Source organism: Streptomyces sp. NBC_01451, from assembly GCF_036227485.1.
In the GTDB taxonomy this organism is placed as follows: Bacteria; Actinomycetota; Actinomycetes; order Streptomycetales; family Streptomycetaceae; genus Streptomyces.
In genome coordinates, this window is the sequence record NZ_CP109479.1 from 8,385,825 (window position 1) to 8,407,870 (window position 22,046).

Sequence of the window (22,046 nt, forward strand, 5' to 3'; positions counted from 1 at the left end):
CTCCTTGATTTAAGTACTCTTAATTCCATGGTTGATGCCGTACTTCTCTCCGCCTGCCGTACCGCGATCGGAACCGCCCGACGGGGAACCCTGCGGGACACGAGCGCCTTCGAACTCGCCACCGTCGTCGTGCGTGAGGCCGTCCACCGCAGCGGCCTTCCGCCGGAGTTGATCGACGACGTCGTCCTCGGCGAGTCCCTCGCCGGGGGCGGGGACATCGCCCGGTACGCGGCTCTCCAGGCCGGACTGACCCACGTACCCGGACTGGCCCACAACCGGCACTGCGCCTCCGGGCTGGCCAGCGTGGCGACCGCCGCCGGGAGCGTACGGGCCGGAATGGACCGTGTGGTCGTCGCGGGCGGCACGCACTCGTCGTCCACGGCGCCGGTGGCCCGGTGGCGGATCCCGGGCACCGACGACTGGCAGGACCCCTGGATGGCGCCGACCCACGTACCGACGCCCGAGGCCCCCAACAACGACATGGGCGTCCTCGTCGGCTGGAACACCGCCCGGCTGGCCGGCCTCACCCGCGAGGAGATGGACGCGTGGGCGCTGCGCTCGCACGAGCGGGCCGTACGGGCCATCGACGCGGGCCGCTTCACCGATGAGATCGTGCCGGTGAAGGTCACGGGCAGGGACGGGGCGACCTCGCTCTTCCACACCGACGAGCATCCCCGGCGCGACACCACCGGCGAGAAGCTGGCCGCGCTGAAGGTGCTGCACCCCGAGATCGAGGGTTTCTCCATCACGGCGGGCAACTCCAGCGGGGTCAACGACGGCGCGGCGGCGGTCGTGGTCGCCGGTTCGGACGTCGCCGACGCGCACGGACTGACGCCGTTGGCGACCGTACGGGCCTGGGCCAGCGTCGGCGTCGACCCGGTCGAGACGGGGCTGGCGCCGATCGCCGCGATCCGCAAGGCGCTCGGCCGGGCCGGGCTCGGCGTCGAGGACGTCGACCTCTTCGAGGTCAACGAGGCCTTCGCGGCGGTTGCCGTGGCCACGACCCGTGAACTGGGTCTCGATCCGGAGCGGGTCAACCCGTTCGGCAGCGGATGCAGTCTCGGCCATCCGATCGCGACCACCGGCACCCGCATGGTGGTGACCCTGGCGCACGAACTGCGCCGCAGGGGCGGCGGGACGGCGGTCGCGGCGATGTGCGCGGGCGGTGGCATGGGTTCGGCGATGGTGCTGACGGTGTGAGGGCGCTTCCCCGGGCGCGGGCCTGCTGCATTCGGGTGCGCGCCGGCGCCCCGACAGGGGCGCGGGGAACTGCGCGACCAGCCCCCCGCCCACCCGCGGATCCACGCCCGCCCTTCCAGCGGAGCGCTACCGTGCGGCCCAGCTGACCGTCTTGGTCTGCAGATACTCGTCGAGCCCGAACTCGCCCCACTCCCGGCCGAGTCCGCTCTGCTTGTATCCGCCGAAGGCGGCCCGCGAGTTGACTCCGGCGCTGCCGCCGTTGATCGTCACGGCGCCGGTCCGGATGCGCGCCGCGATCTCGTGGGCGGCCACGGTGTCGGCGCTCCAGACGGCCCCGGCGAGGCCGTACGGGCTGTCGTTCGCGATCCGTACCGCCTCCTCGTCGGTGGCGAACGGGATGACGACGCCGACCGGTCCGAAGAACTCCGTACGCGCGATGGTCATGGAGTTGTCGACACCGCTGAACAGGGTGGGCTCCATGAAGTAGCCCCGGTCCAGGCCCGCCGGGCGTTTGCCGCCGTGGACGATCCGGGCCCCTTCCTCCTCGCCGACGCGGATCAGCTTCTCGACCTTGTCCCGCTGGGCCTCGCTGATCAGCGGGCCCATGGTGGTGGCCGGGTCCGCCGGATCGCCGACCCGGACCGCGGCGAGCCCCTCGCTCAGCCGGGCGACCAGTTCGTCGTGGACGGACTCGTGGACGAGCGTTCGGGTCAGCAGTGAGCAGCCCTGTCCGGCGTGCGTGGTGATGCCCGCCAGCGCGGACCGTACGGCGCCGTCGAGGTCGGCGTCGGCGCGGACGACACTGGCCGACTTGCCGCCGAGTTCCAGGACGACCTTCTTCAGGGAGGCCGCCGCCTGGGCGTAGACCGTGCGCCCGACGGTGTCCGACCCGGTGAAGCTGACCAGGTCCACCATGGGGTGGGTGGTCAGCTCGCGGCCGGCCTCGATGTCGCCGGTCACGATGTTCAGCACGCCCGGCGGCAGCCCGGCGGCGTCGGCGAAGTCGCCGATCAGGAGGGACTCCAGAGGAGTCGCGGGCGCCGGTTTGAGTACGGCGGTGCAGCCCGCCGCGAGGGCCGGGATCACCTTCATCATGCTGAGGAAGAAGGGGAAGTTGTAGGCGGAGATCAGGGCGCACACGCCGAACGCCTCGCGGCGCAGCACCCCCTGGGAGATTCCGATGCCCGGCGCGACGGTGGGCTGCATCGGGCGGTCCCAGGCGAACGCCGGCATGACCCGCTCCGCCATGTCGCGCAGGTGCGCCACCGGGACGCGGGTCTGCAGGCTCTCCGCGAGCGGACGGACCGATCCCGCCTCGGCGATGTTGACGGCGACGAGGTCGGGGAGTCTGCGCTCCATCTCCTCGGCCATGCGCAACAGGACCGCGGCCCGCTCGGCGGGCTTCAGCCGGGGCCACGGGCCCTCGTCGAAAGCCCGACGCGCTGCCTCGACGGCACGTCGCACATCGGAGAGCGAGGCCTGGGGAACCTCGGCGATCAATTCTTCCGTCGCCGGATTGCGTACGAGGAGGGACGCGTCCGAATCACCGTCCGTACGACGCCCGTCAATGTAGAGCTGGGAAGAGAACGAGTAAGCCGTCGTCATGCAGTTGAGTGTACTTAATTGCAGCCCTGAGGGAAGGGGGCGTGTTGATCGGCCCCGCGTCAGGCGTCTGTCAGGATTCTTGAACGCTTCGGGCCGTCAATCCGTATGCTGAATCATTGACTAGACCGATCGGTACAGGTAACTTCGGCCTCATCCGCGGGGTGGATTCTGCGCGAACGACGATGTTCGAAAGAGGTACCGCCTGTGTTCAAGGAATTTGTCGTCTCCGGCGATTCGCACATCATCGAGCCGGTTGATCTCTTCAAGACCCGGCTCCCCAAAAACCTGCGTGAACGGGCGCTCTGGGAAGAGGAGTTCACACTCGACGAGCCGATCGTGCCGGGCGGGCACACGGAGTTCAAGAAACTGCACACCATCGGGTTCGACGGCTGGACCATCTCCAAATACCGTCAGACCGGTGGGGAGACACCGGACGGCGATCCCGAGCACATCCTCCGGGACATGAACATCGACGGCGTCGACGCCTCGGTGATGTTCCCGAACCTCTCGCTGTTCGTCCTGTTCACCGACGACCACGAACTGTCCATGGCGCACGCCCGCGTCTGGAACGACTACCTGGTCGAGCGGTACCTGCCGTACAAGGACCGGCTGCGCCCGACGGCGGCGATCCCCCTCACGAACGTGCCCGAGGCCGTCGAGGAGATCGAGCGGATCGCACGGCTGGGCCTCGGGGCGATACTCGTGCCGGAGATCCCGCCGATGCCCTTCTACTCGCGGGAGTACGACCCGGTCTGGGCCGCCGCGCAGGCGCACGGACTGCCGGTCTTCATCCACGTGGCGACCGGCGGGGTGAAGGTCAAGGAGGAGGTGTCCGAGACGGCGGTGACCGTCCGGGGCCTGATGAACGCCATGAACATGGGCAAGGGCAACCTGACCGACGACATGGTGGCGGGCCGCACCATGGGCTTCGCGGTCGGGTCGGCCGTCGCCGGTCCGCAGGGCATCATCGCCAGCCTCGTCGGCGGCGGAGTGTGCGAGCGCTTCCCCGACCTGCACTTCAACCTGATCGAGTACACGGCCGGCTGGCTGGTCTCCTTCATGGGCTACATGGACAAGGCGTGGAAGACCGGCACCGGCCAGGACCCCGACTGGTGGCTCGGTTTCTGGGACGACAACCGTCCCCCGACCGAGCAGCCCTCCATGGGGCGGCTGTTCGCCATCAACGACAAGTGGCCCTACCCGCTCAAGCCCACCGAGTACGTCCGGCGCCAGATCCACGTGCAGTTCGCGGACGACCCGACGGCCGTCAAGGCCCGGCACATCACCGGCCTCTCCACGGTCATGTGGGGCAACGACTACCCGCACGCCGAGGGCACCTTCCGCGACAGCGCCGAGTGCATCGCGGAGAACTTCGAAGGGGTCCCGGACGAGGACCGCGCGGCCATCCTCGGCGGCACACTGGCCGACATCGTGCACTTCGACAAGAGCAGGAAGCTCGCGCCGCTTCCGCAGGACGCCTGAGCCTCCCCCGAACCCCGTCCGAACCGCGCCTGATCCGCGGCTGACGGACGGTCGCGCCATGGACCGGCCCCCGGAGCGTCCGCGCTCCGGGGGCCGGTCCATGGCGCGCGTACGTCAGGGGCCTGCCGGTGCGTCCGGCGTGTCCCGCGTCTCCTGCGTGTCCGGCACCGCGCCGATCAGGGCGAGGGCCGCCCGGGCGTACGCCGCCCGCCGCCGTCCGCTCACCATGAAGCTCGGGGGCGCGAAGTAGCCGACGTCGCGGGGGAGCGAGCCGGCGCGGCGGGCGAGGGCGTCCTTCGCCTCGGCGGTCGTCCCGCAGACGGCTATCCCGGTGACCATCTCGTCGGTGACCGCCCGCGCCATGGCGTCGGTGTCGCCCGCCCGGAACGCGGCGCGGAGCCGGGCGACCGGTTCCTCCCAGCCGTGGTGGGCCACATAGGGGTCGTACGTCTTCACCGTGAGGTAGAAGGCGATCATCCGGCGGGCGTCCGCGACGGCGCGCTCGGGCGCGGAGTCGTCGACCGCCGTGATGATCCAGCCGTGTTCGAGGGAGTGCGTGCCCGGGTCGCCGTCGCCCGCGCCGCGTGCCACCGAGGGCCGTACGACGTCGTTCCACCACGAGGAGGTGAACAGGCCGTGCCCGACCACCCCGTCGGCGACCCGGCCGGCGGTCGCGGCCATACCGGTGTTGAACGCGGCGAGCAGGACCGGGATGTCCAGCCGGCCGAGCACCGGCGCCCGCACATCGGCGTCGAGGGAGTAGAACTCCCCGGAGTAGCGCACCTTCTCGCCGTTCTCCGCGTGCAGCCAGGCCCGCACCGCGCCGACGGTCTCGGCGATGCGGGCCACGGGGCGTTCGCCGGGTACGCCCAGCCAGTCCCGGTTGATCCGGAACGCGGCGCTGCCCAGGCCGAGGAACACCCGGCCCGGCGCCTGGGCGTGCAGCTGTCGCATGGCGGTGGCGTGGGCGTAGGGGGTGCGGGCGAACGCGTAGGCGATGGCGGGGCCCGCCAGGGCGTGTTCGGTGTTCGCCACGATGTCGGCCACCGTGAGGTAGGAGTCGTGGTCGACGAACTCCCCGGCGCAGAAGGCGCCGACCCCGGCCTGCTCGGCCTCCCGTGCGACGTCCCGGCCCGGCCAGGGCATGCCGAACAACATGGAAGCCTCCCCTTCGGAACTTCTATAAAGTGCACTCTTTTCATGCAGGCTAGGGGAGTGTCAGCGCAGTGTCCACTGCCTCCGGGGCACTTCGGCGCGGTCGATCGCGGCCTTGCCGATGGGATTGCCGAGCTGCGTGTACGAAAGTCCGGTGCGCAGCGCCTGGGTGCGCGTCGAGTCGAGCGACTCCCAGATCGCCCGGACGGTGCCCTGGATGGCGGCGGGCGGTTTGGCGGCGATGACGCGGGCGATGCCGTCGGCGCGGTCCCACAGTTCCGCACGCGGGAGCACCTCGCTGACCAGGCCGATCTGAAGGGCGCGCGTGGCCGACACGCGCTCGTCCAGGCCGAGCAGCGCGATGCGCAGCGCCTCGCCGAGGGGGATGCGCCGGGCGAGGCCGATCGGCTCCATGGCCGCGGTGAGCCCGTAGCTGACGTGCGGATCGAAGAACGTGGCGTCGTCCGAGCAGATCACGATGTCTGCCTCGTTGAGCCAGTAGAAGGCGCCGCCGGCGGCCATCCCGTGCACCGCGCAGACCAGGGGTTTCCACACCTGGTTCAGCTTCGGCGAGAGGTACTCGCCGGGGTCGGTCTGCGACCAGACGTTGGGGTGGCGGTCGATGCCCTCCTTCACGTCCATGCCGGTGCAGAAGGCCCGCTCGCCCGCGCCCCGCAACACGACGACGTGCACGTCGTCGTCGTCCTTGACGGTCTGCCAGAGGGCGGAGAACTCCTCCAGCATCCGCTGGTTGAAGCCGTTCATGACCTCGGGCCGGTTCAGGGTGATGGTGGCGACGTGGTCGGCCACCTCGAACAGGACGGTCCTGAGTTCCATCCGCCAACTCCGTTCGTCATGTTGTCTCAGTTCGGCATCTCGACGTGATCGAGGTAAGTAGTATACTTTTTTCTGGACTTTGGGCGTCGGAACGGACCAAGATCCGCGGAGGGACCTGCAATGAGGGCACGTGTGGGACAGATGCTCGCCAGTACGGTCGACACCACGGCGGTGATCGTCGTTCGGTGCCCGGAGCAGGAGTTGGAGATCACCTGCGGCGGGGCCGCCATGGCCGAGGGGAACGGCCCGGGGCCCGCCGCCACCGGCACCGCCGACCCCGGACTGATGGGCGGTTCCCTGCTCGGCAAGCGGTACGCCGCCGAGGAACTCGGCCTGGAACTGCTCTGCACCAAGCAGGGGCAGGGCACGCTGGCGGTGAACGGCGTCCCCATGCCGATGAAGAGCGCCAAGCCGCTCCCGGCCTCGGACTGAGGGGCGGGAGCGGCCGATGAACATATCGATGCTGTTGGACATGGCCGCCGAGGGATTCGACGACCGGGTCCTGATCGGACGCGCGGACAACGGGCTGACCGCCCCACGACTGCGTGAACTGGCCGTCGGCGGCGCCCGGCTGGTGCGCTCGGCCGACGCCGACGCGATCGTGTACCTCGCGGTGAACGGCCCGGCCCTCCCGGTCGCGCTGTTCGCCGCGGCCCGCGCCGGAGTCCCGCTGATCCCGGTCAACTACCGCCTGGGCGAGCAACAGCTGGACGCGCTGCTGGCGAACCACCCGCGCGCCCTGGGCATCGCCGACCCGGAACACGCCGAGGCACTGCGCCGGGCCGGGCTCGCCGTACGAAGCCCGGAGGAGTGGCTCACCCGGGCTGCGGAGGCCCCGGCCGCCCCGGGCGACGAGGAACCGGCGCCGTCACCCGACTCCCCGGCGGTCCTCATCTACACCAGCGGCACGACCTCGACGCCGAAGGGCGTGGTCCTGCGCCACCACAACCTCGTGTCGTACGTGCTCGGCACGGTGGAGTTCGCCGGCGCGGGCCCGGACGAGGCGGCCCTGGTGAGCGTGCCGCCGTACCACATCGCCGCCGTGTCCAACGTGCTGACCAACCTGTACTCGGGGCGCCGCGCCCTGAGCCTCGACCAGTTCACCCCGGAGGGCTGGCTGGACCTCGTGCGCCGGCAGGGCGTCACCAACGCGATGGTGGTGCCGACGATGCTGGCCCGCATCATGGACACCGACGGCCTGGACCGCTCGGTGCCCTCGCTGCGCGCGCTCGCCTACGGTGGGGCCAGGATGCCCGTACGGGTGATCGAGACCGCGCTGCGCGCCTGGCCGCACGTCGACTTCGTGAACGCCTACGGGCTGACGGAGACCTCGTCCACCATCACGGTCCTGGGCCCGCAGGAGCACCGGACGGCCGTCGCGAGCGACGATCCCGCCGTACGGGCCCGGCTCGGTTCCGCCGGTCTGCCGGTGCCGGGTGTCGAACTGGAGGTCCGGGACGCGTCCGGCGCGGTCGTCGGCCCCGGGGGGACGGGGCAGATCTGGGTGCGCGGCGACCAGGTGTCGGGGGAGTACGCGGGGCAGGGTTCCGCGGTCGACGAACGCGGGTTCTTCCACACCCGTGACCAGGGACGGATCGATGCCGACGGCTACCTCCACATCGAGGGCAGGGCCGACGACACGATCATCCGCGGCGCCGAGAACATCGCGCCCGCCGAGATCGAGGACGTTCTGCTGCGTCACCCGGACGTGCTGGACGCGGTCGTCGTCGGTGTCCCGGACGAGGAGTGGGGCCAGCGCATCGAGGCCGTGGTCGTGGTCCGGGACGGCGCGGAGCTCGACGCCGGGGACCTGCGGGCTCAGGTGCGGGGCACTCTGCGCGGCTCGAAGACGCCCGAGCGCATCACCTGGTGGCCCGAACTGCCCCGCACCCCGACCGGCAAGCTCGTGCGCCGGGACATCGTCGAGGCCCTGACCGCCGACCGCTGACCGACGTACGCCGCGAGGCCGTCGGCCGACCGACAAGGATGAGAGACCGGTCATGAGCACCGTAGCCAACAGCACCGATCCGATAGCGGAGTTGACGCAGCGCACGGCCGCGGCACTGCGCGGCTGGGCACCCGAGGGCACGGTGGAGTCGGTCGAACCGCTCACCGGCGGCACATCGAGCCTCACCTACGTCGCCGGACTGTCGGGTGTCCCCGCCGGATACGAACGCGTCGTCCTCAAGGTGGCCCCGCCCGGCCTCCAACCGGTCCGCAACCGGGACGTGCTGCGCCAGGCGCGGCTCATGCACGTACTGGCGGGCGTGCCCGGGGTACGGGTCCCGAAGGTGCTGTTCTGGGAGAAGGGCGCGCCCCCGGCCCGCCAGCCCTTCGTGGCCATGGAGCTGGTACCCGGGGACTGCGTGGAACCGGTGCTCGTGCCCCGAGGGACACTGCCGGCGGCACAGGTGCGGGCTCGTGCCCTCGACGCGGCCCGGATGCTCGCCCACCTGCACCGCGCGGACCCGAAACGGACCGCCCTCGCCGTGGAGCCGGTTGTCACGCCCGCCGCCGAGATCAACCGCTGGACCCGGGCGTTCACCACGGTCCCCGAGGACCTGCGCACCGGCTACGAGGCGGTCGCGGAACGGCTGCTCGCCACCGTGCCCGCCACGATGATGCCGGTGTTCACCCACGGCGACTACCGGCTCGGCAACACCCTGTGCGACGCGGACTCGGTCAACGCGGTCATCGACTGGGAGATCTGGTCGCTCGGCGATCCCCGGGTCGACATCACCTGGCTGACCTTCTTCACCGACGAGGCCCGCCACCCGGCGTCCCTGTCGGAGCAGCCGACCGGCATGCCGGCCAAGGCCGAACTCATCGACACCTACGAGGAGACGCGGGGCGAACGGCTCCCGGACCTCCGGTGGTTCGAGGCCCTGACGAAGTACAAGGAGTCCGCCGCCACCGCACTCCTGATCAAGCGTGGCCGCAAGGCCGACCACCTGAACGACATGCACCACCGCATGCTGCCGGCACTCCCGGTGCTTCTGGCCGAGGCGACGGAACTGCTGGGCTGAGCGTGCGGGCGGCCCCGCACCCCGACCGGGGCGCGGGGCGGCATCCACCCGCATCCACCCGCGGCTAGTACAGCCCGCCGTCCACCCGGATCAACGCCCCGGTCGTGTAGCCGGACGCGTCACTGGCCAGATAGAGCGCCGTACTGATGATCTCCTCCGGCCGCCCTGGCCGCCCCACCGCGCTGCGCGTGCTCTCCCGCTTCTCCTCCGACCAGGCCTTGGAGATGTCGGTCAGGAAGGGCCCGGCCGAGATCGTGTTGACCCGTACGGTCGGCCCGTACTCCAGGGCGAAGACGGTCGTCAGCGCGTTCAACGCGGCCTTGGCCCCGGCGTACGGCCCGAACCTGGGCTGCGGGAACAACGCTCCCGACGACGAGATGTTGATGATCGATCCGCCGTCCCCGGCCGCCATCCGCTCGCCGACGAGCGAGGCGAGCCGGAACGGTCCCTTGAAGTTGACCCCGATCACCTTGTCGAACAGTTCCTCGCTGGTCGCGGCCGACGAGGGGGCCAACGGTGACATCCCGGCGTTGTTGACGAGGACGTCGACCTTCCCGAACTCCCCGTACGCCGCGTCGGCGAGCAGGCCGAGGTCGCCCCAGTGCCCCACGTGCGCCGCGACCGGCAGCGCCCGCCGGCCCAGGTCGCGCACCTCCGCCGCGACCGCCTCGCACGCGTCGGCCTTGCGGCTGGCGATCACCACATCCGCACCGGCGGTGGCGAAGGCGAGCACCATCTCGCGGCCCAGGCCCCGGCTGCCGCCGGTGACGAGCGCGACCTTGCCGGACAGGTCGAACAGGTCGGCCGGGGCGATGGACTTCGCGTCGCGGTCGCCGCTCATATGTCCGCCCGGCCCGTGAGGCTGTCGTCCTCGACGATGTGCGCGTACCGCTTGCGGGCGGCCTCCCGCTTCGGCGGGATGTGCTCGCTGGGGAACAGGCCCTCCGCCGGCCGGTAGTTCTTCAGCAGCCGCTTGGCGATCGTGGTGCGGTGCACCTCGGTGGGGCCGTCGGCGAGGGCGAGGTTCGGTGCGGCCATCCACCACTTGGCGAGCGGCAGTTCGTTGGTCGTGCCGAGCGATCCGTGCACATGCAGGGCGCGCTGGATGATGTCGTGCAGCACCTTCGCCGTCTGGACCTTGCACATCGCGATCTGGGTGCGGGCCGCGCCGTGCGGCTGGGTGTCGATGATCCAGGCGGTGTGCAGCACGAGCAGCCGGAACTGCTGCAACTCGACCCAGGAGTCGGCGATGAACTGCTGCACCGCCTGCTTCTCCGCGAGCAGGGTGCCCTGCGTACGACGGGACAGCGCCCGCTCGCACATCATGTCGAAGGCGCGCGCGCACTTGCCCACCGTACGCATCGCGTGATGGACCCGGCCGCCGCCGAGACGTGCCTGCGCGACCTTGAAGCCTTCGCCGGGGCCGCCGAGCATGGCGTCGAGCGGGACCCGGACCTGGTCGTAGCGGATGTAGGCGTGGATGCCCTCGTCGAGGTTGTCGCGTTCGTCCATGGTGCCGACGTTGCGCTTGATCTCGATGCCCGGCGTCTCGGCGGGCACGATGAACATCGACATCCGGGCGTGCGGCGGCGCGTCCGGGTCGGTGACGGCCATGACGATGAGGAAGGCCGCGTACCGGGCGTTGGACGAGAACCACTTCTCGCCGTCGATCACCCACTCGTCCCCGTCGCGCCGCGCGTGGCAGCGGAACTCCTTGGGGTCGGCGCCCGCCTGCGGTTCGGTCATCGAGAAGGTGGAGACGATGTCCCCGTCGAGCAGGGGCCGCAGATAGCGGGCCTTCTGCTCCTCGGTGCCGAACATGGCGAGGATCTCGGCGTTCCCGGTGTCCGGGGCGGCGGTGCCGAAGACGGTCGGGGCCCAGTAGGAACGGCCCAGGATCTCGTTGAGATACGCGAGCCTGACCTGTCCGTATCCCGCGCCGCCCAGTTCGGGGCCGAGGTGGCAGGCCCACAGGCCCTGCGCCCTGACCTTGTCCTGGAGGGGCCGCAGGATCGCACGGGCCTTCTCGTTGCGGGTGTCGTACGGGTCGCCCCCGTGCGGGAACAGGAGGTCGAGCGGCTCGACCTCCTCGCGTACGAAGGTCGTCGCCCAGTCCAGCTTGGCCTGGAAATCGGGTTCGATCGAGAAATCCAGCATGACGAAAACAGTATACTTTTTACAACCCACGGTCCATACTGGAGCGCGTTCTTCGTTGATTGGGTATGCGCAATAGCGCTTCAGGCTCGGAGGAGTTGGTCCGATGCAGCGGCCCATGGAGGGTGTGCGGGTTCTCGAGGTCGCACAGTTCACCTTCGTCCCGGCGGCGGGTGCCGTACTCGCGGACTGGGGTGCCGACGTGATCAAGATCGAGCACGCCGAACGGGGCGACGGCCAGCGCGGCCTGGTGCGGGTGCTCGGGTACGACGCCGTCAGCAAGGACTCGTCGTTCTTCCCGATCGTGGAGGGGCCCAACCGCGGCAAACGCAGTGTGGGTCTGGCCCTGGAGAAGCCGTCCGCACGGCGCGTGCTGGACGAACTCATCCGCAACAGCGACGTGTTCCTCACGAACTTCCTGCCCGACGCGCGGGCGAAGCTGCGTATCGACGTCGAGGACGTCCGGGCGGTCAACCCGGACATCATCTACGTCCGGGGCAGCGGCTTCGGCGCCCGTGGGGAGGAGGCGCGCAAGGGCGGCTACGACAGCACGGCCTTCTGGGCGCGCGGCGGCAGCGCCGCCGGTGTCACCCCGGCCGGTGCGGAGCGGATGATCCGCATGCCCGCCGGTGCCTACGGCGACGCGATCGGCGGCATGACCATCGCCGGAGGCATCGCCGCCGCCCTCTACTCGCGCGCCACGACCGGCGAACCGTCCGTCGTGGACGTGTCGTTGCTCGGCGTGGGCGCCTGGGCGACGCAGTTCACGGTCAACATGGCGCTGATGAACGGCGGCCCGCTCCCGGTGAACGTCCAGCCCCGGTACGGCTCGGCCACCAACCCCCTCATCGGGGCCTACCGCAGCTCGGACGGCCGCTGGATCGAACTGTCGATGCTGCAACCCGGCCGGTACTGGGCCGAGTTCTGCAAGCTGTCCGGCCGCGAGGAACTCGCCCGCGACGAACGCTTCGACAGCACCGAGAAGCTGATGGCCAACGCCGGCGAGGCCGCCGGGATCGTCGCGGAACTCATCGCGTCCCGCCCGTACGACGAGTGGGTCGAGATCCTCTCCCGGGGAGAGGGGCAGTGGGCGGCCGTGCAGAGCGCCTGGGAGGTCGGGCAGGACCAGGCGCTGCGGGCCAACGGTCTCATCGCCCCCGTCGTGGACGCGGACGGGGTCGACCGTGAACTGGTCGCCAGTCCCGTCCAGTTCGACGAGACCCCGGCCACCCTGACCCGGGCGCCCCTGTTCGCGGAACACACCGACGACGTCCTGCGCTCGCTCGGCATCGGCGAGGAGGAGCTCATCGCGCTCAAGATCGACGGCGCGGTGACGTGACCCCCCGTACCAGATGACCCCGTACGGCATGACCGTCGTACGGCATGACCCCTGTACGGCGTGACGGCGGACGACGTGACGAACGTACGACGAGAGGAGCCGTGATGAGCACGACACTCGAACCCGAGGGAACCCACGAGGGAGTCCCCGCCTACCACTTCGACAACCGGCTCAGCGGGCCGGTGCTCAGCCATCAGCAGCGATGGGACGAACTCGCCGTCACCCACTCGGGGTTCCGCAGCACCATCGCGCAAGGCTACTGGGTCGTCACCGAGAGTGAGGCGATCCAGCGGGCCCTCCAGGACTGGCGGACCTTCTCCAGCGAGTCGGTGACGGTGCTCAACCCGAATCCGCGGTTCCTGTGGATACCGGAGATGCTGGATCCGCCCCAGCACACCGAGTGGCGGCGGCTGTTGGGCAAGCACTTCTCCCCGAAGGCCGCCGCCGCCGACGAGCCGAAGATCCGGAGGATCGCCGGTGACCTGGTCGACGGTCTGAAGGACGCCGGAAGCGCCGATGTCCTCGACGCCTTCGCCCGTCAGTTCCCGACCCGGATCTTCATGGATCTGATGGGGCTGCCGGCGGAGGACCTGGGCCAGTTCCTGCACTGGACACACGACCTGCTGCACCTGACCTACGGCGAAGACCCGGACGGGCAGCGCCAGTTGGCGGCCATGAACGCCGTGTCGGACTACTTCGACGAGCAGATCGCCCTGCGCCGTGAGAGCCCGCGCGACGACCTGCTGTCGCGTGCGATGACCTGGACGATCGACGGCGAGAAGATCAGCGACCGGGACATGCACGCGTTCTGCGTCCTGTTCTTCCAGGCGGGCTTCGACACCGTCCCGATCTCGGTCGGCTGGGCGCTCTACCACTTCGCCACGCACCCGGAGCAGCGTGCGGCGATCGTCGCCGACCCCTCGCTCGTCCCCACCGCCGTGGAGGAGATCCTGCGCGTCTACTCGCCCGTCGTCCCGGCCCGGAAGGCGACACGGGACGTCGAGATCGGCGGCTGCCCGGTCCGCGCCGGCGACATGGTGATGCTCCCGGTCGCGGTCACCAACCGCGACCCCGGACGGTACGACAACCCGCTGGAGGTGGACCTGCACCGGGCGACCACCAACCACATCGCCTTCGGCTCGGGCCCCCACCGCTGCCTCGGCTCGCACCTCGCCCGCCTCGAACTCAACGTGGCGATCGAGGAATGGCACCGGCGCATCCCCGACTACGAGGTCGAGCCCGGCCAGGACATCGAGGCGCACGGCAACATGTACGGCATCAAGCAGCTCCGGCTCGCCTGGTGAGCGCCGCGACGGACCGTCCGCTCAGTGCGGCCGACCTCTACCACACGGGGATCGTGGTCCCGGACGTCGACGAGTGGAAGACCCGGATGACCGAGGTCGCCGGCTACCGGTGGACCGGGACCATGTACGCCGAACTGCCGGTCCGCCTCGCCGACGGCGAACGCGTACTGCCCCTGCGCTACGCGTACTCGCTCGACGCCCCGCACATCGAACTCGTCCAGGAGATTCCCGGGACACCGTGGACGGCGGCCGAACACATCGCCACGCACCACCTCGGCTACTTCTGCGACGACGTCCCGGTGACGTCGAAACGGCTGGCGGAGGCGGGCTTCGCCCTGGAGGCCTGCGCCGTGGTCGACGGCGAACCGTCGATCTTCGCCTACCACCTGGCTCCCTCCGGACTGCGCATAGAGATCGTGGACCGCGCCAGAATGCCGGACTTCGCCGCCTACCTGCGGTCGAAGACGCCCCGGCAGACGCCTCAGTGACAGAGAAGGACACGACGCACGTGGCACCGACCTTCACCACCTTCACCGAGGAGCACGAGGTACTCCGTTCGACGCTGCGCCGCTTCCTGGCGGACAAGGCACCGAGCGAGGCGGTCCGCCGCTCGATGGAGTCCGAGGAGGGCCACGACCCGGTGCTCTGGCGCCGGATGGCGGCCCAACTCGGCCTGCACGGAATAGCGTTGCCGGAGGAGTACGGCGGTTTCGGCGGCGGCCCGGTCGAGTTGGGGATCGTCATGGAGGAACTGGGGCGGGTCCTGCTGCCCTCGCCGTACCTCGCCACCGTGGCCCTCGCCGGCCAGGCCCTCACCGCGTCCGGCGACGACACGGCGAAGGCGCGCTGGCTGCCCGCCATCGCCGACGGTTCGCTGACCGGCACCCTGGCCCTGGCCGAGGCCGGCGGGTCGTGGCGCGTCGAGGACGTGGCGGCCTCGGCCACGCGCGACGGCGAGGGCTGGCGGGTGTCGGGCACCAAGATGTTCGTCGTCGACGGCCACAGCGCCGGCCTGCTCCTCGTCGCAGCCCGCGCGGACACGGGCCCCGGGCTGTTCGCCGTGGACGGCGCCGCGACCGGCGTGACCCGCACCCGGCTTGAGGCACTCGACCCGACGCGGCGCCTGGCGCGGATCGATCTCGACGCGGCGAGCGCCGTGCGGGTCGGTCCGGAGGGGGACGCCACGCGGTATCTGCGGGCCGTCGTCGACCTCGTGGCCGTGGCACTGGCCGCCGAGCAGGTCGGCGGGGCGCAGGCATGTCTGGACGCCGCGGTCGAGTACGCGAAGGTCCGGGTCCAGTTCGGCCGTCCCATCGGGTCGTTCCAGGCGGTCAAGCACAAGTGCGCCGACATGCTTCTCCAGGTCGAGGCCGCCCGCTCGGCGGCCTACCGCGCGATGTCCGTGGCCGCCGGGGAACCGGACGAACTGCCGGTGTCCGCCGCGCTCGCCGCCGCGTACTGCGCGAACGCCTTCACCCATGCCGCCAAGGAGAACATCCAGATCCACGGCGGCATCGGCTACACGTGGGAACACGACGCGCACCTGTACCTGAAGCGCGCGAAGTCGTCCGAGCAGCTCTTCGGCAGCCCGGCGACCCACCGGGCCCGGCTGGCGAACCTGGTCGGGATCTGAGCACGGCCTCCGCAGCCGCCCGCACATCACAAGTTCAGGTCACTTAATAGCGTGGTTCTCGTCACTTTGGACGGCAAGCATGCGGACCCATGGCTTGACGGTCGTTAATTCAGTGTACTTTATAGCTCTGGTCTGGTGACGAAAGGCTCCTCCCGTGGGAATTCGCGACCGCCTGTCCCGGCTGCTGACCGAGGCTCCGGCCAACGCCGAGGCGATCGAGTACGAGGGCGACTGGTGGACCTGGGGGCAGATCCAGGAGACCGCGCGCGGTGTCGTCGACGCGCTCGACGCACTGGGACTGCCCGCCGGAGGCCGTGTCGGCGTCGTCCTGGAGAACCGGCCCGAGCACGTGGCCGTGGTCGCCGCGGTCATCGCCTCCGGGCGCTGCCTGGTGATGCTGAGCCCCTTGCAGCCCGCGGCGCGCCTCGCCGCCGACATCGCGCGCTGCGCGCCGCCCGTCGTCGTGGCCGGTGCGGAAGTCCTGGCCCGTGAGGGCGTGTTGGGCACGGTGACCGGTCACGGCGCGGCTCTGGAGGCCGGCACCGACGGCACCATCGGGCTCGCGGGCGGCACGCCGTCCGCCGGGGCACCGGCAGCCGGTCCCGACATCGCCGTGGAGATGCTCACCTCGGGCACCACCGGCCCGCCGAAACGCGTGAATCTGCGCACCGGGCAGCTGGACCAGGCTCTCGTCTCCGGCGGGCAGACCCCGAAGGACGCCCGCCTGCTGTCGCGGTCGGCGGCGCTCGTGGCCACCCCGCTCGTGCACATCAGCGGCCTGTGGCGGGCGCTCGCCTGTCTCGCGACCGGACGCCGCATGCTTCTCATGCCCAGGTTCGCCGTCGAACCCTGGGTGGGCGCCGTGCAACGGCACCGGCTGCGGGCGGCGAGCCTGGTACCGGCCGCCATCCGCGCGGTGCTCGACGCGGGCGTCCCCGGGGAACGGCTGGCGAGCCTCCAGGTCGTCACGTCCGGCACCGCCCCCTGCCCGGCGGAACTCGCCGACGCGTTCTTCCGGAAGTACGGCATCCCCGTCCTCATGACCTACGGGGCCACCGAGTTCGCCGGAGCGGTGGTCGGCTGGACCCTGCCGCTGCACGAGCGCTGGTGGGAGCGGAAGGCGGGCAGCGCCGGCCGTGCCTTCGCCGGCGTCGAACTGAGGGTGACCGGCGAGGACGGCGCCGAACTGCCTGCCGGCCGGTCCGGCATCCTGGAGGTCCGCACCGAGCAGAGCACCCGCGGCGGCCGGGCCTGGACGCGGACCAGCGATCTCGCCCGGATCGACGCCGACGGGTTCGTCTGGATCGAGGGCCGCGCGGACGACGCGATCATCCGCGGCGGCTTCAAGGTGCAGCCGGGGACCGTCCAGCGCGTCCTGGAGACCCACCCCGCCGTCCGTGAGGCGGCCGTCGCGGGGCTGCCGGACCCGAGGCTCGGCGAGGTACCGGTCGCGGCGGTCGAGACCGAGCCGGACCTGCCCGTCCCGGACACCGCCGAACTCGTGGCCCTCTGCCGTTCCCGGCTCACCCCGTACGAGGTGCCGGCGCACATCGTCGTCGTCGACGCGCTGCCCCGGACCCCGTCGAGCAAGGTCAGCCGCGTGGAACTGCTGGAACTGGTCCGCGTCCGGCTCGCACAGCAGGAGCGCGTCAAGGAGGAACAGCGATGACGGGTACGCAGCCAGAGACACAGACAGGCACACAGACGCCCGCACGGACAGGCACGCGGACGGGTGCGCGGGAGAAGCCCGCCGAGCGGTTCGGCGTACTGACGGACGAGGCGGTCGAGCGTTCCCGGCGCCGCCTGGGCGTGCCCCAGCCCCAGCACAACCCCCCGCACAACTACGAGGTGACCTGGGACGGCGTACGCCACTTCGCGTACGGCTACGGCGACGACAACCCCCTGTACTGCGACCCGGACCACGCGGCCGGCACCCGCTGGGGCGCGCTCGTCGCACCGCCCACCTTCCTCTACACGATGGGGGAGGACGCCGCCCCGAAGCCCGACCCGGAGACCAAGGCACTGCTCAGGGGCGACCCCTTCGCCGGGCTCGGCTCCTACCAGGCGGTGATGGAGTTCGAGTGGTGGCGTCCGCTCCGACTGGGCGACCGCTGCCGGGTGTTGCAGACCCAGGTGGGCGTCCACCTCAAGCCCAGCAGCTTCGGCGGACGCACGGCACACGTCGTCAAGGACTACCTCTACGCCAACGGGCGGGGCGAGATGCACGCCCTGCGCCGGGGCACCTGGATCAACGCCGAACGGCACACGTCGAAGAAGCGGGCCAAGGAACACCTGGCGCAGGAGCCCTACACCCCAGAGCAGCTCGCCGGGATCGACGTCGCCTACGCGGCCGAGACCCGGCGCGGCGCCGAACCCCGCTTCTGGGAGGACGTCGGGATCGGCGACGAACTCCAGCCCCGGGTGAAGGGGCCGCTCACCACCACGGACGTGGTCGTCTGGCATCTCGGCTGGGGCATGCAGCTCACCCCGCCGGGCGCCTTCGGGATCGCCGCGCGCGTCCGACGCAAGGCTCCCGGACTGTATCCGCCGAACCCGTTGAACGTCCCGGACACCGTGCAGCGGCTGCACTGGGAACCCGAGCGGGCGAAGGAACTCGGGCTGCCGAACTCGTACGACTACGGCGGGATGCGTGAGACCTGGTTGTGCCATCTGCTCACCGACTGGATCGGCGACGACGGCTGGCTGTGGAAACTGCGCTGCGAGCACCGCAGGTTCAACTATCTCGGCGACACCACCTGGGTGCGCGGCACGGTCGTCGACAAACGCCGGGTGGACGGGCGGGCCGAGGTGCACATCGAGGTGCGGTGCGAGAACCAGCGGGGTGAGGTCACCACGCCCGGTACGGCCGTCGTGCTGCTGCCGACCCGTGACCGCGCCGTCGACCTCCCGGCGCCGCCCGCCGGGGACCTGGACGGCATGGTCGCCCATGAACTTGCCCAATTCGCCGTCACCGGCGATCAGTTGAACGATTCGAGGAGGTAGACGTGTCCGACGAGGTGCTGGTGGAGCGCCGTGGCGCGGTCCAGGTCATCACGATCAACCGCCCGGCGGTGAAGAACGCGCTGGACGCCGGGGTGGCCGCCGGAGTGGCGGCGGCGGTGGACGAGCTCGACGAGTCGGACGAGTTGCGGGCGGGCGTCCTCACGGGGGCCGGGGGCACGTTCTCGGCCGGGATGGACCTCAAGGCGTGGCTGCGCGGCGAGTCGCCCGCGATCGAGGGCCGCGGACTGTGCGGGATCACCCTGACACCGCCGCGCAAGCCCCTGGTCGCCGCGGTCGAGGGCTGGGCCCTGGCCGGCGGCTTCGAACTCCTGCTGGCCTGCGACCTGGTGGTCGCCTCCCGCACCGCGCGGCTGGGCGTCCCCGAGGTGCGCCGGTCCCTGGTCGCCCGCGCCGGGGCGGCCCTCCACCTCCCGCGCCGCATCCCGTACGCCGTCGCGCTCGAACTGCTGCTGACCGGCGAACCGATCAGCGCGGTACGGGCGGCCGAGGTCGGCCTCGTCAACCGGCTGACGGACGAGGGCGGTTCGCTCGACGGCGCCCTCGCACTCGCCTCGGCGATCGCGGCGAACGGCCCCCTCGCCGTCGCGGCCACCAAGGAGATCGCGAGCCACGCCTCGGACTGGACGCTGGAGGAGGGGTGGGCGCGGCAGTTCGAGATCGCGGCACCCGTCTTCCGGTCGGAGGACGCCCGTGAAGGGGCCGCCGCGTTCGCCGAGAAGCGGGCGGCGGTCTGGAAGGGCCGCTGAGACCGCCGTACTCCGTACGCGGTCAAGCGGTGCAGCCAGTGGTGCAGCCAGTGGGTTCAGTCAGTGGTGCAGCCATGTGGCCATAATTGAGTATCCGTAATTGAGCTGGGCTGGGAGGGTGACCATGACGACGGGACCTCTCGTCGGCTGCCGGGTCGTCGAACTCGGTGGCATCGGACCGGGTCCGTTCGCCGGAATGCTGCTCGCCGACCTCGGGGCGGAGGTCGTCCGCGTGGACCGGCCCGGGCGGGCGGACGAACCGGACGCGGGCGGACCGGCGGACGTGCTCAACCGGGGGAAGCGGTCGGTCGTCCTCGACCTGAAGCAGCCGGCCGGAGCGGACGCGCTCCTCCGACTGGCCGCGCGCGCCGACGTGTTGATCGAGGGATTCCGTCCCGGTGTCACCGAACGGCTGGGCATCGGCCCGCACGACTGCCTGGCCCGCAACGCCCGCCTCGTCTACGGCCGGATGACCGGCTGGGGCCAGGACGGGCCGCTGGCCGCCGCCGCCGGACACGACATCACCTACATCGCGCTGACGGGCGCGCTCGGCGCGATCGGGGAAGCGGGCGGTCCGCCACGGATCCCGCTCAACCTCGTCGGCGACTTCGGGGGCGGCGGCTGCTACCTCGTGATCGGCGTCCTGGCCGCCCTGCACGCCGCCGAGCGCACCGGGCGGGGCCAGGTCGTCGACGCCGCCATCGTCGACGGCACCGCCCACCTCCTCGCCAGCACCTTCGCCAAGCTCGGACGCGGCGAGTGGAGCGACGAACGCGGGGTCAACCGCTTCGACGGGGGCTGGCCCTTCTACGCCGTGTACGAGACCAGGGACGGCCGTCATATGGCCGTCGGCGCGCTGGAACGCAAGTTCTACCGGTGTCTGGTCGAGCTGCTCGACCTGGGCGTCGACCCGGACCGGCAACACGACCGCTCGACCTGGCCGCAACTGCGGGAGCTGCTGGAGAAGCGGTTCGCGGAGCGCACCCGGGACGAGTGGGCGACGCTGTTCGAGGGGACCGACGCGTGCGTGGCCCCCGTCCTGAGCCTCACCGAGGCGGCGGCCCACCCCCACCTGGCCGCCCGCTCGACCCTGACCGCGCCGGACGGCGTCGTCCAGCCGGCCGCCGCACCCCGCTTCTCGGACACCCCGACCCGACCCGCGACGACCGCACCCGCCGTCGGCGCGGACACCCGCGCGGTGTTCCGGGACTGGCAGGTCGACGGCATCGACGAACTGCTCGCCGGCGGCGCCGCGGCACAGTCCCCCCTCGACCGACCTGCCTGACCCGACAGCCCCGACAGCCCCGACTGAAAGGACCCTTCCATGCGAGACGCCGTCATCGTCGACGCCGTACGCGCCCCGATCGGCAAGCGCAACGGCTCGCTGGCCCCGGTGCACGCGGCGGACCTGTCGGCCGAGGTGCTCAAGGCCCTCGCTGAGCGCACCGGAATCGACCCCGGCACGGTGGACGACGTGGTCTGGGGCTGTGTGACCCAGATCGGCGACCAGTCCAGCAACGTCGGGCGGTTCGCCGTACTCGCCGCGGGCTGGCCCGAACACGTCCCGGCCGTCACGGTCAACCGGGCCTGCGGCTCCAGCCAGCAGGCGGTCGACCAGGCCGCGCACGCCGTCATGGCGGGCCAGTACGACCTGGTGGTGGCGGGCGGCGTCGAGACCATGAGCCGGGTGCCGCTCGGCTCGCACCGGACCACCGGACAGCCGTACGGACCCGCGGCCATCGCCCGCTACGACGGGTTCGAGTTCAGCCAGGGCGCCGGCGCCGAACTCATCGCCGAGCGCTGGAAGCTGAGCCGCCACCGGCTGGACGAGTTCGCCTCCGAGTCCCATGCCAAGGCCGCCGCCGCGATCGACTCGGGCGTCTTCGACGACCACGTCGTGCCGATCGACGTCGACGGCACCAGGTTCACCGTCGACGAGGGCCTGCGGCGCGGCACGACCCCCGACACCCTGGCCAAGCTCAAACCGTCGTTCAAGGAGGACGGCGTGATCCACGCCGGGAACGCCTCCCAGATCTCCGACGGTGCCGCCGCCCTGCTCATCACCACCCCGGAGCGCGCCCGCGACCTCGGTCTCACGCCGATCGCCCGCTACCACACCGGAGCGGTGAGCGGCGCGGACCCGATCACCATGCTCCTCGGCCCGATCCCCGCGACCGAGAAGGTACTGCGCCGCTCCGGGCTGTCCATCGAGGACATGGGCGTGTACGAGGTCAACGAGGCGTTCGCCCCCGTCCCCCTGGCCTGGCTGGCCGAGACGGGCGCCGACCCCGAGCGCCTCAACCCCCTGGGCGGCGCGATCGGCGTGGGCCACCCCCTCGGCGGCTCGGGCGCCATCCTGATGACCCGCCTGTTGGCCCGCATGCGCCAACAGGGCCTGCGGTACGGCCTCCAGACGATGTGTGAGGGCGGCGGCACGGCGAACGCGACGATCATCGAGCTGTTGTGACCCGGAGGGGCGCGATGCTGACGAGGGGCGCCCGGTAAGGGGCTGCGTTCAGGGGCGCGGGGAACCGCGCGACA

At 71.1% G+C, this 22,046-nt stretch carries 19 protein-coding genes; 14 read left to right on the plus strand and 5 right to left on the minus strand.

Annotated features, from left to right (window positions below):
* The first annotated feature begins 27 nt into the window (after positions 1–27).
* Entirely contained in the window at positions 28–1,200 is a 1,173-nt protein-coding gene (locus OG595_RS36905; protein WP_329279795.1) for a thiolase family protein, read from the plus strand.
* Between the two features lie 126 nt (positions 1,201–1,326).
* Here the strand turns inward: OG595_RS36905 and OG595_RS36910 are convergent, their stop codons facing one another.
* The gene (locus OG595_RS36910; protein ID WP_329279798.1) at positions 1,327–2,805 is read right to left on the minus strand and encodes an aldehyde dehydrogenase family protein; all 1,479 of its coding nucleotides are present in this window, start codon (positions 2,803–2,805) and stop codon (positions 1,327–1,329) included.
* 204 nt (positions 2,806–3,009) lie between these two features.
* On the opposite strand from OG595_RS36910, the gene OG595_RS36915 reads away from it, so the two are divergent.
* Positions 3,010–4,287: an amidohydrolase family protein gene (locus tag OG595_RS36915; RefSeq protein ID WP_329279800.1), complete on the plus strand. Its 1,278-nt coding sequence runs from the start codon at positions 3,010–3,012 to the stop codon at positions 4,285–4,287.
* A gap of 114 nt (positions 4,288–4,401) precedes the next feature.
* On the opposite strand, the gene OG595_RS36920 is transcribed toward OG595_RS36915, so the two are convergent.
* Entirely contained in the window at positions 4,402–5,445 is a 1,044-nt protein-coding gene (locus tag OG595_RS36920; RefSeq protein ID WP_329279802.1) for an LLM class flavin-dependent oxidoreductase, read from the minus strand.
* Positions 5,446–5,505: 60 nt separating this feature from the next.
* A complete protein-coding gene (locus OG595_RS36925) occupies positions 5,506–6,279 on the minus strand; it encodes an enoyl-CoA hydratase/isomerase family protein (RefSeq protein ID WP_329279804.1) in 774 nt (257 codons plus the stop codon).
* A 120-nt stretch (positions 6,280–6,399) separates the two neighbouring features.
* Here OG595_RS36925 and OG595_RS36930 point away from each other — a divergent pair, with 120 nt between their 5' ends.
* The 3 genes from OG595_RS36930 to OG595_RS36940 are packed head-to-tail and all read left to right on the plus strand — an operon-like array spanning position 6,400 to position 9,305.
* The gene (locus OG595_RS36930; protein WP_329279807.1) at positions 6,400–6,711 is read left to right on the plus strand and encodes a hypothetical protein; all 312 of its coding nucleotides are present in this window, start codon (positions 6,400–6,402) and stop codon (positions 6,709–6,711) included.
* A gap of 16 nt (positions 6,712–6,727) precedes the next feature.
* A complete protein-coding gene (locus OG595_RS36935) occupies positions 6,728–8,227 on the plus strand; it encodes a class I adenylate-forming enzyme family protein (protein WP_329279809.1) in 1,500 nt (499 codons plus the stop codon).
* A gap of 52 nt (positions 8,228–8,279) precedes the next feature.
* Positions 8,280–9,305 carry a phosphotransferase family protein gene (locus OG595_RS36940; protein WP_329279811.1) on the plus strand — a complete coding sequence of 342 codons (1,026 nt, stop codon included), beginning with the start codon at positions 8,280–8,282 and terminating at the stop codon, positions 9,303–9,305.
* Positions 9,306–9,369: 64 nt separating this feature from the next.
* On the opposite strand, the gene OG595_RS36945 is transcribed toward OG595_RS36940, so the two are convergent.
* Together OG595_RS36945 and OG595_RS36950 are read right to left on the minus strand one after the other, a co-directional pair.
* Positions 9,370–10,146 (minus strand): SDR family NAD(P)-dependent oxidoreductase, encoded by a 777-nt coding sequence (locus tag OG595_RS36945; protein ID WP_329279813.1) that lies wholly within the window; start codon positions 10,144–10,146, stop codon positions 9,370–9,372.
* Positions 10,143–11,462 (minus strand): acyl-CoA dehydrogenase family protein, encoded by a 1,320-nt coding sequence (locus tag OG595_RS36950; protein WP_329279816.1) that lies wholly within the window; start codon positions 11,460–11,462, stop codon positions 10,143–10,145. The genes OG595_RS36945 and OG595_RS36950 overlap by 4 nt, the downstream gene beginning before the upstream one ends.
* 103 nt (positions 11,463–11,565) lie before the next feature.
* On the opposite strand from OG595_RS36950, the gene OG595_RS36955 reads away from it, so the two are divergent.
* From OG595_RS36955 to OG595_RS36995, 9 genes are all read left to right on the plus strand, one after another.
* Positions 11,566–12,798: a CaiB/BaiF CoA transferase family protein gene (locus tag OG595_RS36955; RefSeq protein ID WP_329279818.1), complete on the plus strand. Its 1,233-nt coding sequence runs from the start codon at positions 11,566–11,568 to the stop codon at positions 12,796–12,798.
* 104 nt (positions 12,799–12,902) lie between these two features.
* Positions 12,903–14,102 (plus strand): cytochrome P450, encoded by a 1,200-nt coding sequence (locus OG595_RS36960; protein ID WP_329279820.1) that lies wholly within the window; start codon positions 12,903–12,905, stop codon positions 14,100–14,102.
* Entirely contained in the window at positions 14,099–14,590 is a 492-nt protein-coding gene (locus OG595_RS36965; RefSeq protein WP_329279822.1) for a VOC family protein, read from the plus strand. The genes OG595_RS36960 and OG595_RS36965 overlap by 4 nt, the downstream gene beginning before the upstream one ends.
* Positions 14,591–14,610: 20 nt before the next feature.
* Positions 14,611–15,735, plus strand: a complete 1,125-nt coding sequence (locus OG595_RS36970; protein ID WP_329279824.1) for an acyl-CoA dehydrogenase family protein — start codon at positions 14,611–14,613, stop codon at positions 15,733–15,735.
* Between the two features lie 154 nt (positions 15,736–15,889).
* Complete coding sequence (locus tag OG595_RS36975; RefSeq protein WP_329279826.1) at positions 15,890–17,404, plus strand: class I adenylate-forming enzyme family protein; 1,515 nt, start codon at positions 15,890–15,892, stop codon at positions 17,402–17,404.
* Positions 17,401–18,738 (plus strand): FAS1-like dehydratase domain-containing protein, encoded by a 1,338-nt coding sequence (locus OG595_RS36980; protein WP_329279828.1) that lies wholly within the window; start codon positions 17,401–17,403, stop codon positions 18,736–18,738. Before OG595_RS36975 ends, OG595_RS36980 begins: the two co-directional genes overlap by 4 nt.
* Before the next feature lie 2 nt (positions 18,739–18,740).
* Positions 18,741–19,505: a crotonase/enoyl-CoA hydratase family protein gene (locus OG595_RS36985; protein WP_329279830.1), complete on the plus strand. Its 765-nt coding sequence runs from the start codon at positions 18,741–18,743 to the stop codon at positions 19,503–19,505.
* 124 nt (positions 19,506–19,629) lie between these two features.
* Positions 19,630–20,790 carry a CaiB/BaiF CoA transferase family protein gene (locus OG595_RS36990; RefSeq protein ID WP_329279832.1) on the plus strand — a complete coding sequence of 387 codons (1,161 nt, stop codon included), beginning with the start codon at positions 19,630–19,632 and terminating at the stop codon, positions 20,788–20,790.
* A 39-nt stretch (positions 20,791–20,829) separates the two neighbouring features.
* Entirely contained in the window at positions 20,830–21,972 is a 1,143-nt protein-coding gene (locus tag OG595_RS36995) for a thiolase family protein (protein ID WP_329279835.1), read from the plus strand.
* The last annotated feature ends 74 nt before the right edge of the window (positions 21,973–22,046 follow it).